Annotated in this window: 21 protein-coding genes; 7 read left to right on the forward strand and 14 right to left on the reverse strand. The window is 43.1% G+C overall.

The window, feature by feature from the left end; all coding sequences use genetic code 11:
• Positions 1 to 66: 66 nt before the first annotated feature.
• Positions 67 to 969 carry a thioredoxin-disulfide reductase gene (trxB, locus tag MMAH_RS05995; RefSeq protein WP_013037647.1) on the reverse strand — a complete coding sequence of 301 codons (903 nt, stop codon included), beginning with the start codon at positions 967 to 969 and terminating at the stop codon, positions 67 to 69.
• Between the two features lie 21 nt (positions 970 to 990).
• Positions 991 to 1,233: a thioredoxin family protein gene (locus MMAH_RS06000; protein WP_013037648.1), complete on the reverse strand. Its 243-nt coding sequence runs from the start codon at positions 1,231 to 1,233 to the stop codon at positions 991 to 993.
• A 242-nt stretch (positions 1,234 to 1,475) separates the two neighbouring features.
• On the opposite strand from MMAH_RS06000, the gene MMAH_RS06005 reads away from it, so the two are divergent.
• The 3 genes from MMAH_RS06005 to trpA are packed head-to-tail and all read left to right on the forward strand — an operon-like array spanning position 1,476 to position 4,221.
• Positions 1,476 to 2,276, forward strand: coding sequence for an indole-3-glycerol-phosphate synthase (locus MMAH_RS06005; protein ID WP_013037649.1), 801 nt, complete (start codon positions 1,476 to 1,478; stop codon positions 2,274 to 2,276).
• Positions 2,273 to 3,445, forward strand: a complete 1,173-nt coding sequence (trpB, locus tag MMAH_RS06010) for a tryptophan synthase subunit beta (RefSeq protein ID WP_013037650.1) — start codon at positions 2,273 to 2,275, stop codon at positions 3,443 to 3,445. The genes MMAH_RS06005 and trpB overlap by 4 nt, the downstream gene beginning before the upstream one ends.
• 2 nt (positions 3,446 to 3,447) lie before the next feature.
• Positions 3,448 to 4,221 (forward strand): tryptophan synthase subunit alpha, encoded by a 774-nt coding sequence (gene trpA, locus MMAH_RS06015; protein WP_013037651.1) that lies wholly within the window; start codon positions 3,448 to 3,450, stop codon positions 4,219 to 4,221.
• Positions 4,222 to 4,225: 4 nt separating this feature from the next.
• On the opposite strand, the gene ftsY is transcribed toward trpA, so the two are convergent.
• The 10 genes from ftsY to MMAH_RS06065 all read right to left on the reverse strand — a co-directional run bounded on the left by ftsY (position 4,226) and on the right by MMAH_RS06065 (position 10,020).
• Positions 4,226 to 5,281 carry a signal recognition particle-docking protein FtsY gene (gene ftsY / locus MMAH_RS06020; protein ID WP_013037652.1) on the reverse strand — a complete coding sequence of 352 codons (1,056 nt, stop codon included), beginning with the start codon at positions 5,279 to 5,281 and terminating at the stop codon, positions 4,226 to 4,228.
• Between the two features lie 18 nt (positions 5,282 to 5,299).
• On the reverse strand, positions 5,300 to 5,731 hold the full coding sequence (gene pfdA, locus MMAH_RS06025) for a prefoldin subunit alpha (protein WP_013037653.1): 432 nt from the start codon (positions 5,729 to 5,731) through the stop codon (positions 5,300 to 5,302).
• Between the two features lie 4 nt (positions 5,732 to 5,735).
• Complete coding sequence (gene rpl18a / locus MMAH_RS06030; RefSeq protein WP_013037654.1) at positions 5,736 to 5,912, reverse strand: 50S ribosomal protein L18Ae; 177 nt, start codon at positions 5,910 to 5,912, stop codon at positions 5,736 to 5,738.
• A 25-nt stretch (positions 5,913 to 5,937) separates the two neighbouring features.
• Entirely contained in the window at positions 5,938 to 6,588 is a 651-nt protein-coding gene (locus MMAH_RS06035; protein WP_013037655.1) for a translation initiation factor IF-6, read from the reverse strand.
• 37 nt (positions 6,589 to 6,625) lie between these two features.
• A complete protein-coding gene (locus tag MMAH_RS06040; RefSeq protein WP_013037656.1) occupies positions 6,626 to 6,892 on the reverse strand; it encodes a 50S ribosomal protein L31e in 267 nt (88 codons plus the stop codon).
• Between the two features lie 10 nt (positions 6,893 to 6,902).
• The gene (locus tag MMAH_RS06045; RefSeq protein WP_048902271.1) at positions 6,903 to 7,058 is read right to left on the reverse strand and encodes a 50S ribosomal protein L39e; all 156 of its coding nucleotides are present in this window, start codon (positions 7,056 to 7,058) and stop codon (positions 6,903 to 6,905) included.
• A 64-nt stretch (positions 7,059 to 7,122) separates the two neighbouring features.
• Positions 7,123 to 7,734, reverse strand: a complete 612-nt coding sequence (locus tag MMAH_RS06050) for an alpha hydrolase (protein WP_013037658.1) — start codon at positions 7,732 to 7,734, stop codon at positions 7,123 to 7,125.
• 6 nt (positions 7,735 to 7,740) lie between these two features.
• Positions 7,741 to 8,091, reverse strand: coding sequence for a DNA-binding protein (locus MMAH_RS06055; RefSeq protein WP_013037659.1), 351 nt, complete (start codon positions 8,089 to 8,091; stop codon positions 7,741 to 7,743).
• Between the two features lie 60 nt (positions 8,092 to 8,151).
• A complete protein-coding gene (locus tag MMAH_RS06060; protein ID WP_013037660.1) occupies positions 8,152 to 8,601 on the reverse strand; it encodes a 30S ribosomal protein S19e in 450 nt (149 codons plus the stop codon).
• Between the two features lie 147 nt (positions 8,602 to 8,748).
• Positions 8,749 to 10,020, reverse strand: coding sequence for an adenylosuccinate synthase (locus MMAH_RS06065; RefSeq protein WP_013037661.1), 1,272 nt, complete (start codon positions 10,018 to 10,020; stop codon positions 8,749 to 8,751).
• Positions 10,021 to 10,156: 136 nt separating this feature from the next.
• On the opposite strand from MMAH_RS06065, the gene MMAH_RS06070 reads away from it, so the two are divergent.
• The 4 genes from MMAH_RS06070 (at position 10,157) to dapB (ending at position 12,429) form a co-directional block, all read left to right on the forward strand.
• A complete protein-coding gene (locus tag MMAH_RS06070) occupies positions 10,157 to 10,450 on the forward strand; it encodes a hypothetical protein (protein WP_013037662.1) in 294 nt (97 codons plus the stop codon).
• A gap of 101 nt (positions 10,451 to 10,551) precedes the next feature.
• On the forward strand, positions 10,552 to 10,746 hold the full coding sequence (locus tag MMAH_RS06075; protein ID WP_013037663.1) for a 30S ribosomal protein S17e: 195 nt from the start codon (positions 10,552 to 10,554) through the stop codon (positions 10,744 to 10,746).
• A gap of 19 nt (positions 10,747 to 10,765) precedes the next feature.
• Complete coding sequence (gene dapA / locus MMAH_RS06080) at positions 10,766 to 11,641, forward strand: 4-hydroxy-tetrahydrodipicolinate synthase (RefSeq protein WP_013037664.1); 876 nt, start codon at positions 10,766 to 10,768, stop codon at positions 11,639 to 11,641.
• Entirely contained in the window at positions 11,638 to 12,429 is a 792-nt protein-coding gene (gene dapB, locus MMAH_RS06085; protein ID WP_013037665.1) for a 4-hydroxy-tetrahydrodipicolinate reductase, read from the forward strand. Before dapA ends, dapB begins: the two co-directional genes overlap by 4 nt.
• 1 nt (position 12,430) lies before the next feature.
• Here the strand turns inward: dapB and pyrI are convergent, their stop codons facing one another.
• On the reverse strand, positions 12,431 to 12,904 hold the full coding sequence (gene pyrI, locus MMAH_RS06090; RefSeq protein WP_013037666.1) for an aspartate carbamoyltransferase regulatory subunit: 474 nt from the start codon (positions 12,902 to 12,904) through the stop codon (positions 12,431 to 12,433).
• Positions 12,901 to 13,827: an aspartate carbamoyltransferase gene (pyrB, locus tag MMAH_RS06095; RefSeq protein ID WP_013037667.1), complete on the reverse strand. Its 927-nt coding sequence runs from the start codon at positions 13,825 to 13,827 to the stop codon at positions 12,901 to 12,903. Before pyrB ends, pyrI begins: the two co-directional genes overlap by 4 nt.
• Positions 13,828 to 13,843: the final 16 nt, after the last annotated feature.

Here is a 13,843-nt window from a genome sequence, read left to right on the forward strand (position 1 = left end):
CCACCTTACCTACTAATAGACTTCAAAAAATATAATACTTATCGAAAAACAAAGAAAAACATCTCTTTAGATGCCTTCGATGTACTTAAAGGCAGAATAAGCCGCAATGGCTCCATCCGAAGCTGCGGTGATTACCTGATATAGAGGAGATTGTCTGCAATCCCCGGCGGCAAATATGCCCCTGGCAGATGTTGCCATCGATTCATCAGTGATTATGAACCCCTTATCGTTCTTTTTAACGTTAACAAAATCGGTATTGGGATTTAAGCCTATATAAATAAAAGCACCGTTTACAGGGATTTTCTTTGTCTCTTCAGTAATTACATTATGTATCTGCAGGGATTCAACAACATCTTTTCCTTCTATTGCATCCACAACACTATCCCATACAAATTCAATATTTGGACGGTCAAATGCCCTGTCCTGAAGTATCTGGGATGCTCTCAATTTATCGCGGCGATGAACTACGTACACCTTTGAAGCAATATCGGAAATGAATATAGCATCTGTAACAGCCGATTCCCCGCCACCGATAACTGCTACTTCTTTACCGGAAAAAAATGGACCGTCACAGGTAGCACAATAAGAAATACCCCTGCCCAGAAAATCCTTTTCACCCGGTACATCCAGTTCCCTGGGAGAAGAACCCGTTGCAACAATAAGTGATTTACTTTTCAGTTCTTCCTCGCTGGAAGAAACAATAAAGTCATCACCTTCTTCAGTCACGGATTTGATTTCCATGACCTTAGAGGTGACCCCGGCTTTTTCTGCATGGTCCAGGAATTTTTCCATCAGTTCCATTCCACCAATCGAGGGAAAACCTGTGTAGTTCTCGACCGTTTTTGCAGTACTTATCAGGCCACTCATGCTGTCCTTATCAACAAGCAGAGTATCCAGTCCGTATCTGACTGCATAGATTGCAGCAGTAACTCCTGCAGGTCCCGCACCCAGAATTATTAAATCATACATCAATATCCCGACATCTAAAGATTACTTAATGCTTTCAAGAGCTTCATCCTTTGAAGGTATGCCTATAAAAGCCACCTCTCCATCGATCACAGTCGTTGGCACAGCCATCACAGAATATTCCTGAGCTATCTTTTGCCCCTCTTCAGATTCCACATCGACCTCTTCATATTCAAACTCATGTTCCTCTTTGAGGTCTCTCCATATCTTTTCAGCCTTGGGACAATTGTGACACCAGCTTGCATATAAAAGAATTACTTTTGGCATATAATCCCCCTTAATTTATTCACTAATAAAGGTTGGTTTCAGAATATATCAATTTAATTGAGGAAAATTGAATCTTCAGATATCAAAAAAGAGTTATAACAGCTAATTACTCCAGAATAGCACGGAATTCTATTTCAAAGCAAAAAAGACACTTGCAATGATGGACCGTATGCCCTGACAATAAATTTAAATGCTATGACTCCAATGTACATACAAATACATTAAAGTACATAGGTGTCTAAATGCATCCGAAGATCGAACAAATAGTCCAAAAATCAAAAGAAAGGGCAGACGCACTTTCTGAAAATAAAACACACACTATATGTAATGATAGAAGGGATATTTTCGAATCTATCGGGCTTGCCTGTAAAAAAGGACACATACCCATAATTGCCGAAGTAAAGCCTGCTTCACCAACAGGCAAATTTGCTGATGTAAACCCGGAAATAGCCTCACAAATTGCCTGTGATATGGAAAATGCTGGAGCTGTAGCCTTATCAGTCCTTACGGAACCCTGTTACTTTGAGGGAAGTATAGAAAACCTTGAAAGTGCAAGGAAAAATACTTCCATTCCAGTTTTACGCAAAGATTTTATTGTGGACAAAAGTCAGATGCATGAAGCAAGCAGTGATCTCATATTGTTGATTGCAGGGGTACTGGGCAAAAAGCTACCGGAATTCATAGAAATAGCTCGAAGAAGGAACATAGAGCCTCTGGTAGAGGTACACGATGAAAAAGAGCTTGAATATGTACTTGAATGTGATACAAATCTTATAGGGATAAATAACCGCAGTTTTGAAACCCTTGAAATCGATCTGGAAACCGCTGAAAAGCTCATTCCCCTTGTGAAAGAACATGACCGTAAATACAACCAGAAACACCTGATAATAGGGGAAAGTGGAGTCAAGGGCACAGATGATGCGACAAGGATGATCAGGGCAGGTGCTGACGCGTTGCTTGTTGGGACCTACCTGATGGAAGGCAATCTTAAAGAAAAAATGAAACATCTTATTGAAGCGAATAAGAATCAGGAGATAGTATGAACCATTATTATGGAGACTACGGTGGACAATACGTACCGGAAATATTGATGCCGCCACTTCAAGAACTTGAAGAAGCGTATGAACAATATAAGGCAGATCCGGAGTTTACCTCCCAGCTTAATGACTACCTTGAAAATTATGCAGGAAGAAGTACTCCCCTATATTATGCAAAGAACATGAGTGCCAAATACGGCATAAAAATCTACCTCAAACGGGAAGACCTCGTACATGGAGGAGCACACAAACTCAACAATACCCTGGGACAGGCCCTTCTTGCAAAATTCATGGGCAAAAAAAGGTTAATCGCAGAAACAGGAGCCGGTCAACACGGTACTGCAACTGCCATGGTGGGAGCAAAACTGGGATTTGAAACCATGGTATACATGGGATCAAAAGATGTAAAGAGACAGCTCCCAAATGTCTACCGTATGAAACTGATGGGTACTGAGGTAGTATCAGTTGAAACCGGTTCAAAGACAATGAAAGATGCAATAAATGAAGCATTGAGGGACTGGGTCACAAATGTCGGAGATACACACTACCTCATTGGTTCGGTAGTCGGCCCATATCCATTCCCTAAGATTGTGAGGGATTTCCAGAGCGTTATCGGCAGGGAAGTAAAGGAGCAGGTCATGAAAGTGGAAGGAAGGTACCCGGATTCTATCGTGGCCTGTGCAGGCGGCGGAAGTAATGCAATGGGTATTTTCTACCCTTTCCTGGATGGTGAAGTAAATCTCTTTGCAGTAGAAGCAGGGGGCGAAAAACTCAGGGAAGACGATAAAATCGCCTACCATTCTGCATCCCTGGCAACAGGTGAGGAAGGCATCCTGCATGGAGCCAGAACAAAGGTCCTGCAGAACAGGGACGGACAGATACTGGAATCCACATCCGTAGCAGCTGGTCTGGATTATGCAGGAGTGGGGCCCGAACTAGCCCGACTCGCAGAAACAGGCCGGGTGAAACCCTGTTACATAACTGATATGGAAGCCCTCGAGGCATTCCATGAGCTTAGCCGGCTAGAAGGAATAATCCCTGCACTGGAATCTTCACATGCCATTGCATATGTCACCAAAATGGCAGATAGCGGCATACTGGGTGATACAGTAGTTATCAATCTCTCCGGCAGGGGCGATAAGGATCTCCAGACTATTATGAATATGGAGGAGTGAATATGCGCATCAGTCAAAAATTTGAAGAACTTAAGGACAAAAATGAAAAAGCACTGATTGCCTATGTCTGTGCGGGAGACCCCGATACGGCCACCACACCTTCTATTGTAAATGCCCTTGTTGAAGCCGGCGCGGATATAATAGAGCTGGGGCTGCCTTTCTCCGATCCTGTGGCAGACGGGCCAACCATACAGGCCGCAACCTGTCGTGCCATTGAGGCCGGTATGAACACAGAGCGCTATTTTGAGATGATAAAAGGCCTGGAAGTAAATGTTCCCCTCGTCTGTATGACCTATTACAATCTCATATATCGCCATGGTAGCGAAAATTTCGTAAAGAGGTGTGCAGAAGCAGGAATTTCGGGATTGATAATACCCGATCTGCCATTGCATGAAGCAGATGAACTGATAGAAATCTGTAAAGAGGAGGGAATTGATAATATATTCCTTGTCGCACCAAATACCAGTGATCAAAGACTGGATGCAATTAGCAGCAAAAGTTCGGGTTTTATCTATGTAGTATCCAAACTAGGGGTTACCGGAGAAGGAAAAAACATCTCGTCCAATGTAGCAGGCCTTCTGGATAAAATCAATTCAACCCTACCAAAAGCTGTAGGTTTTGGAATATCAAACAGAAAACATGTAGAAGAAATGGTCGCTGCAGGAGCTGATGCAGTGATCGTGGGTTCTGCCCTTGTAAATATAATAGCCAGCAAAGATGATGTAATTCCCCGGTTAAAAGAAATAACAAAGGACTTAAAAGAAGGATGCAGATAAGCTTTTAACTGAAAATCTGGTCAACAAACCAGCGAGGATCGAATTTTTTAAGGTCCTCGTATTCCTGACCCAATCCGAGGAAAACAATGGGTTTACCTGTTATATATGCAATGGAAATTGCAGCCCCGCCTTTTGAATCGGCATCTGTTTTAGTAAGAATGGAACCGTCAACTGGTACTGCTTCGTTGAACTGTTCAGCCCTTTCGACAGCATCATTGCCTGCAACCGCCTCGTCTACAAAAAGCACAAGATCCGGGGGGCTTACACGGCATATCTTCTGGAGCTGTGCCATCAAATTGACATTGGTATGCATCCTGCCGGCAGTATCAGACAAAACCACATCACTATCATGGGCTTTTGCATACTGTACGGCATCATAAACAACAGCTGCAGGGTCGCCTCCTTCCTGATGTTTAATCAGTTTTACACCGATGCGCTCAGCATGTACCGCGATCTGGTCAATTGCACCTGCACGGAAAGTATCCCCTGCCGCAATTACAACAGACTTATTCATGGCTTTAAGGCGATGAGCAATCTTGGCAATCGAAGTCGTTTTACCTGTTCCGTTAATACCAACAAAAACAATGTTTACAGGTTTCTCAAGACTATCAATGAATTCATCAAAATCGAATACATTAGCAGACATGACATCATGGATCGACTTTTTCAATGCATCTTCTACGATCTTGCCTGTGTTACTACCTATCTTCTTACGGCTGCCTACAAGTTCTTGTTTTACATCAGTAACAATCTTTTCAGAAACCGAAATTGCAATATCACTTTCCAGAAGAGACATCTCCAACTCCCATAGGATATCTTCGACGTCCGCTTCATCAAGAATAAACTCACGTTCAAAAACCAAAGCTTTGGCTTTATGTGCAAACCCTGTTTTGTTTTCACCCTTAGTTCCATTTACTGCCTCTTTTTCCTGAAAACTAATACCTTCTGCAACTTCAGGTTCAGTAGAGGATGATTCTTCCACAGGAGTGGCTTTATCTTCAATTTTGGAACTGAAATTTTGCTTAAATCCTGAAAGTTTGTTTTTAAGCTTATTAAACAAGGTTATGCCCCATAAAAATTATTGCTGTGGATGTTGTTGCTGTTGTTGTTGTTTTGCTATAGACTCAATGGACTGGATGCGCTGATTGATCTGTTCGAGGTTCTGGTTCATCTGTTCCAATACCTTCTGCAAATCTTCTTTGCGCTTATTAAGAGTGACTATGGCTCCATCAACATCCTTTTCGACACTAATCCCGGCACCGACCTCAACAACAACTTTGTTGTCATTGGCTATATTTGCATTTACAAAAGAACCTGCACCTATAGGAACAAGTGTATCGGGATTTTTGGAAAATGATTGGAGATCCTCAAGGGTTGTTATTGCCTTTCCACAGTCCTCAATGGACATCTGCAACATGTTTGTCTGCTGCTGTATGGTCTGGGCTCGTTTCTGGAGGTCCCTGTGCTGAAGGGCCAGGTTCTGGATATTCTGCTGACCTTCTTCTGCCATATAATCATGCCTCTTCAACACTGTCTATCTTAATCAAATAGCGTTTGATACCGTTCTTGCTTCCAAAAAGGGAATAAACTTTCTCAACTGCGTTCTTCTCATTCTGGCTTTCCACATTTTTTGTGAATTTTTCCCAGATATGACCCGCTTTGAATGTGCCTTTTACAACAAAGTCGCTCATAAAATCACCCGCATAATATGCTAAATCAATCAAACATCAATGCATCTTCAATTCTTCCAAGTTCATGACCTGTGGTTTCCGAACCTGCAACATATCCAGAAGAGTTGGCAAGTACACCGGAACCTACTACCTGGGATCCATAATTAACAGTACCTATTTCCACATTAAGTCCAAAAATATCCTCAAGAATGGAAACTTCTTCCTGTTTTATCATTGGATGTACAAGCAATCCGTGATTGGTAGCCACACCCGCCATTCCCACAGTTTTGATACCGGCTATCGTGCCACGTTTGACATCAACTGAAAGAGTCTTTTCGATTATTTCAATCGCTTTGTCAGAGATATCCGGATGGACAAGAGCTGCCGAATCATTGGCAAGCACTATGTTGCCTATTGCCGATAGGTTACCTGGAACCTCTGCTACTGGAAGGTCTATTTTTTTAGGAAGAGGGGCTGAGCCTTTGGGCACAAGGATTCCAGATGAATTCCCTTTTGTAAGGGAACCAACGACTACGCTCCCATTTACAAGAGTGGAAACTACTTCCACATCAAGTATATCTTCCAGCATACCAGATGTCTTATCGTTCGTACCCGGAGGCACGAGGGCAAAATCCTCTGTACAGGTTGCAAATACCCCTATTACGGGATTTTCATATATGTTTAGGGTTCGGATCATAAATTATTTCGAACTTGGAATTATATTGGCATTCAAATTATGCCAATTCTGCCTGAACCTCACCGTCTTCGAACATTGCTGCCCGTACCCGGATTGAGGAAGGTGGTTTCTCTGCTCCACGATTCCAGACCAATTCATTGATACTGCTATCAATTTTGACCTGACCTGGAGACGCTCTCATGTGCCTGACCAGATATTTCTTTACCAGGGTCATCGCACGAGTTGTACGTTTCCATTTAGGGGCCAGTTTTGCATCCCTGAGCGGGATGGTATAAACCTGTTCTTTTACTATATCATCTGCCATTGCCATCACCTCATTTCACTTTAAGGCTGTTCCTTCTCCAGTGCCTTCTCTTGGGATGACTGACAACCTTTCTGTTTGACTTGATAATCGCCCATGTAGGAACCCTCTGGTTCTGTACGTGGGCTTTTGCCAATCTCATTTTCTGTCCTTTCGTGTTATGGCTCACTTGTCTCACCTGATCCACGTTGCTCTCAAATTTACATTTATAAATCAATTAATGATATAAAATTTTAATTGGTAGTCTTCTCCTTAATTTTCCTCAACACTCTCGATTGAACGTGTGCGGGAAATATGGAAAGGACCTTTTCATCATTGTATTCCTGTCGAATCAGATACCTTAATTCGGTTTCATAATCCGCCTTGGAAATTCTGTCACTCAATCCTTCTTCAACTTCAAGATGCTCACAAACCATTAGATCAACCGCAGCACGGCCAAACCCTTGCAGAGGGGATACACAATGCACCCCATACCGATCCTCAATGCTGCGTAGTCTGGACATATCCATCCTGGGCACCCGGTCATCACGTCTTATCCCGTCAACGATCATATCAACACTACCAAATGCCGCTATTTTTTCAAGAGCATGTGAGTGAATGTGATTAATCGCATTTTTTGGGAAATTGTCTTCAACTGCCATCTCAAGGGCTTCATCCAAGACTGAACGCTCAAGTTCTACAACCGAATGATCAAAACCCAATTCATCAGCCACTTTACGTGCAATTTTTCCTACATCAACGAGGGAAAAAGTGCACGTTACAAGTTCAACATCAAAATATGGATCCAGTAAAATGGCGGATAGGGCACTATCCTTCCCGCCACTAAACATAACCCTTGCTTTCATGTCCGATTACAGTCTTGTGATCTTGGGATCATGTTTTTTGGGTTGCATCCGGGTAAGCAGGGCTTTCATTTTCTCATCGTCGATGGTGGATTGCAACCGACCATTCTGAGCTAGTCCCACAATCTGGGATTCGACCTGTTCTGCCAGTTCTTTGCGAGACATTTTCAACCTTGTAAGGCGTTCCCTTGCTTCGGGTGTCGTGACCTGGCGAAGGACAGCATGAATCTTTGCTTCCCTTTCTGCCTGTGCTTGTTCCTGCTGGTATGCAGCCTGTGGATTGTTTTCTTGCTGGGAGGCTTGCTGCCTCTGCATTTCTTCAAGCCTTTTCCTGCGGATTGCTTCGAGATCATCTGCCATGGTATAAAACCCCTTTTAAAGAAGAACTGGCTTTATTAGCCAACCCGGATTACATTACATTTAGTACTTTTGCATCCCGGGAATTTCAGAAACCAGTTCTTTCTTGATTTCATTAGCTGTATTGTCAAGCAAAGACTTTCCTGCTGGAGATGCTACTCTGCCTGCCTTCTGTTTCTTTACGAAACCGGCATCTTCAAGCTGCTGGGCTATTGTACGGGCAACTGCACCGCTACCCTTTGCTTTCTTAGCAGGGGTTACACGCTTTGCTTTCTTTCCTCCGTATATGGAACGAAGCCTCTGTACACCTACCGGGCCGTCAGTATATATCCTTCTGAGGACCGCAGCACAGCGAGTATACCACCAGTCGTCTTCCACTGGAGGAAGTTCTCTGTGTGCACCGGTCTTCACATAGGCTGCCCATTCCGGAGGTTGGATCTTCTCATTTTCTTTAAGTTTCTCTGCTGTCTTTTTGATAATATCATTAGCAGGGACATCATATGCTGTAGTCATTCTATCCTCCTTCAAATAAAGATAGCATCAGGCATAACGTTTACGACTGACATTCACTGTGAAATGCGCCTGTATATGCACTGGAATAAGACTCTTAAATCTATCGGTTCATATATATGGCTTTTGGATCGAAATCGTTGCAAACCTTTATTTCATGAACGTTTGTTCCCTTCCTGGCCCCACAGAGATATATTTGACCGGAATTCCCATCAATTTTTCAAGGCGTTCGACATATACCCGGGCCTTTTGAGGCAGATCCTCATAACCAACCACAGAAGTTAAATCTGCATCCCAGCCTTCCATCTCCTCATAAACAGGTACACATCTTGCAAGTTGCGAAGTATCTTCCGGTGGATAATCAATTACTTTACCATCCAATTCGTAACCCACACATATTTTTACAGGATCAAGACCTGTCAGTACATCCAATTTTGTAAGAGCAGCAGAAGTATAACCATTAAGATAGACTGACTTTTTGGCAAGAGGCATATCAAACCACCCACAACGCCTAGATCTGCCTGTAGTGGTTCCAAATTCATGGCCTACATCATGCAGGTGCTGGCCTGCGTCACCTTCCTGTTCAGTAGGGAGCGGACCTGCTCCCACACGTGTAATATAAGCTTTAACGATGGCAAGTACTTCATTCACACGAGTAGGGCCTACACCAAGATTGGCACATGCTGAACCCGCAATGGTACTTGAAGAAGTTACAAATTTTTGAGTACCATGGATTACATCCAGATGACTACCCTGTGCCCCTTCAGCAAGTACACTTTTGCCTTCATCAAGCGATTTATTGATCTCATAGGAAACATCGGCAATATAAGGAGCGAGTTCCCTGCCCAGGGAAATATACCTGTCCACAAGAGAACTTTCAGTTACAATGGAAGGATCACCACCAATTGCCTTAATTTCCTCTTCCTTCTGGGGAGCAATATCTGAAAGACGTTGCATAAGGCGTTTTTCATCGACCAGGTCGGAAAAATGAACTTCATCCCTTGCAATCTTATCAATATAGGCAAATCCAATACCCCTTTTGGTAGTACCAATCTTTTCCGAACGGGTAGCTTCCCTGAGACCATCGAGTTCTATATGATAAGGCATAATTATGCTTGTCTTGCCATCAATACCCAGTTTTTCAGCAGATACTTTTACCCCAGCCTCTTCAAGCATCCGTATCTCTTCTACCATAATTTCCGGATTCAGGACCGTACCCGGTCCAATGAGCACCCGGCTGTCAAGAAGAAAACCAGAGGGGATTAGATGTAATTTATATATCTCATCCTTTACCTTGACAGTGTGGCCTGCATTATCGCCGCCTTGAAACCTGGCAACAATATTATAGTCACCTGCCATCAGGTCTACTACCTTGCCTTTGCCCTCATCGCCGAATTGGGCACCGGTAATTATCGTGAACATATTTGGCAGGATTGTATTATATCCATAATAATGTTTTGTTCAGAATGCCATGCCATAGAGGCATATAAATGCAGAACAAAAGCAAATCACCACAGTTAAGAAGATTTATAATCAAAAAATTCAATCTAGGTAACACATGTATGTATATATTGCAATTGCAGCATATTTTGTGGTATTATTCCTTACATTAAGGGATATAAGAATATACCGCCGCACTCGCTTCCAATCATACCGAAAAGGAGCTATGAAAGGAATTGCCGCATCCACTATCGTATTGATAGGAGCTCTTATCACACCCCTAAATCCAAATGCAGGGCTTTTGTTAGTGCTTGTTGGCATGTTCCTGAATAAGAAAGGTACAAGGGAAAAAGTATTCAGTGATGCAAATGCGACCGAAAGAATGCTGGGTAAAACCGACCTGCAGCAGTGAACTTATAACACACTACAATATCCAAAAGTTATAAATACCTAAAGCTGGTTCAAAAAAGAAGAATTAACTACTAACTATCCAATTATATGGAGTTATAAATTATGGGAAATATTAGACAAAACAATATTAAGAACATAACCTCACGTCTGCTTACCAACCACGGAAATGTATTCACATCTAATTTCGATGATAACAAGCTTCTTGTTGCGAAATACACCACAATCGAGAGTAAAGTAATAAGAAATCGTGTTGCAGGCTACGTGACAAGAAAGATCAATCACAAGAGACATGAGTGAAACCGGAGCTGGTTTTTTTATGTTTGAAGGAGTTCTACCGGCTCTTATAACCCCTTTCACAAAAGACAATACCATTGACATCAGTGGTCTTAAACAAAATATAAGATACGCTGAAGAGGGAGGTGTCAGTGGAGTTGTAGCTTGTGGAACTACAGGTGAATCCGCCACCCTTTCTACAGTTGAACACAAAAAAGTGATCAATACTGCAGTGGAATGTGCCAATGTGCCGGTGATTGCGGGTACCGGATCAAACAATACAGTTGAAGCCGTAGAACTTACAAAACATGCTGCTGATGCCGGAGCAGGGGGAGCACTTATTATATCCCCATACTACAACAAGCCCAATAATGCAGGACTGATCCGCCACTTCACTGCAGTCGCAGAAGCAGCAGACATTCCCATCATATTATACAATGTACCTTCCAGAACCGGGCAGGACATCCCCCTGGAAGTAATTGTCGAACTTGCCAAGATTGACAACATAGTTGCGATCAAGGAAGCAAGCGGAAGTATCCCCAAAATCTCAGAAATAATTGAAAACACGACGGATGAAGATTTCAGCGTGATTTCTGGAGAGGATGACCTTACATTCCCTGTTGTTGCCCTGGGCGGAGTAGGAGTAATTTCAGTTGTTGCAAATGTAGTTCCAAAGACAGTGTCCGATATGGTAGAAGCTGCTCTTAAAGGCGATATGGCAGCTGCCAGGAAAAAGCATTATGAACTTGCACCCCTCACTCGTGCCCTGTTTACTGAAACCAACCCTATACCTGTCAAACGTGCAATGGAAATGATGGGTATGCCAGCAGGTCCACTGAGAGCACCACTGGCACCTATCTTGCCGGAAAATGAAAGGATACTGGAAGAAGCATTAAAAGGGATCGGGTGTCTCAAATGATACAGGCAGGAGTAATCGGAGCCTCCGGGAAAATGGGTGGCCTGATTATACAGAATATCGTCAGAAGTGAAGGCATTGAGCTGTCCACTGCATTTGACCTGAATAAAATCGGTGAAGATGCAGGAGATGTGGCCGGCACTGGAAAACTCGGTGTTCCAATTACCAGCGTAGAAGACCTTGGAGAAATCCTCAAAGAAAGCAAAACCGACGTCCTAATTGATTTTACCATTGCAGGAGCAACTGCTTCCAATGCACCAATCGTCGCCGCAAGTGGTGTTAATCTTATTATAGGGACTACTGGTTTTAGCGAAGAACAAAAGGAAGCAATAGAAGAGAGTATCCTTAAAAACGGTGTATCAGCCGTTATTGCTCCAAATTATGCGGTTGGCGTCAATGTATTTTTCAAAATTATCGAGGAAGCGGCCAAGTACCTTCCCGATTATGACATAGAGGTAATTGAAGCACACCATAACCGGAAACAGGACGCACCTAGTGGAACTGCAATGAGAGCTGCAGAGGTTATCGGTAAAACCGTTGGACGTGAAGATTACATATTTGGCCGCCAGGGCAACGCACCTCGTAAAAATGAGATTGGCATTCATGCAATACGAGGAGGAGATATTGCCGGTGACCACACCATCCTTTTTGCCGGAGAAGGTGAAAGGATTGAAATTAAACACCAGGCACATTCTCGCGATGCATTCGCCGCAGGTGCTGTAAAAGCCGCAATGTGGTTAAAAGGCAAAAAATCCGGCATTTATTCCATGGAAGATATCCTGGGACTGTAAATTAAAGGAGATGATCTGCAATATTTTCACAGATCACTCTTTCACAATAGCCACAGCGTAATTCGATTTTGCCTTCCCGGGTATCCACATCAAATTTAGATTCAATGGGTTCATTACTGTTGGAAATACAATTTGGATTGATACATTTTACAACACCTTCTACATGAGAAGGTATACCCACCTGATTCTTTTCCTGAACATCATAATCCCGGATTATATTGATAGTCGCACCAGGGGAAATAAGAGATATTTTATCCACCTCACTACTCACAAGTTCACGTCCTTCTATTTTGACCACATCTTTTCTTCCATATGAACCGGGGGCATTAATCAGGATGCTGACAATTCCCCATGAAGTTCCGGTTATGCCCAGAATCTTGAGAACATTGAGAGCCTGACCGGCTGTAATATGATCAATGACTGTGCCTGAACATATGGGTTGTACACGAATTTCTTTTTTTGCCACCTCACTCATTCAAAAACCCCCATTACAAGACAAAGTAAAGCCATCCTTATTGGAACACCATAAAATGATTGGTCGAAGTACGAAGCATGGGGTGTCTCGTCAACTTGAGGTGTGATTTCGTTTGTTCGGGGCAGTGGATGCATAATCCGCAGGTTTTCCTTTGCATTTTTCAATACTTCAGGTGTAATCTGAAGACGATTCGCAACTTTCTGATATTCTGCCGGATCAGGAAAACGTTCTTTCTGAATCCGCGTCATATAAAGTACCTCCACGTCCTGTATGGCATCTTCAATGGAATCAGCCTCTATTACCTTAATATTTTTCTTTTTGAGATCCTCGATAATCTCTGAAGGCATTGAAAGTTCCGGTGGGGATACCAGGGTTATCTCAGCACCATAAAAGGAAAGGGCATAGCAAAGCGAATGTACAGTTCTGCCATATTTGAGATCGCCTGCAAGAGCTATTTTTAAGCCTTCAAGATGGCTTTCGCGCTTGATAGTATAGAGATCGAGAAAAGTCTGTGTCGGATGATGGCCAGCACCATCGCCTGCATTGAGTATAGGCACTGCAGAAAATTCCGAAGCCAGCCGAGCGGCACCTTCCATAGGATGGCGAAGGACAATGGCATTACTGTAACCAGCTACAACCCTTATGGTATCGGCAAGGGTTTCACCCTTTGCAACAGAACTTGCATCGACCGAACCAAGACTAAGCACTTCCCCGCCAAGCCGCATCATGGCAGCCTCAAAAGACATCCTTGTACGGGTACTGGGTTCAAAAAAAAGGACACCAAGCACCTTGCCTTTTAAGAGATCTGAACTTGACTTTGACCTGGCAATTGGTTCCATTTCTTCGGCGACCTCCAGAACATGGTCAATCATATCACGTGTGAATTCTTTCATAGAAATGATATGCATATCCTCAAATGGCATCAAAATGCATCTCCTT

The organism is Methanohalophilus mahii DSM 5219 (genome assembly GCF_000025865.1).
Classification (GTDB): Archaea; Halobacteriota; Methanosarcinia; order Methanosarcinales; family Methanosarcinaceae; genus Methanohalophilus; species Methanohalophilus mahii.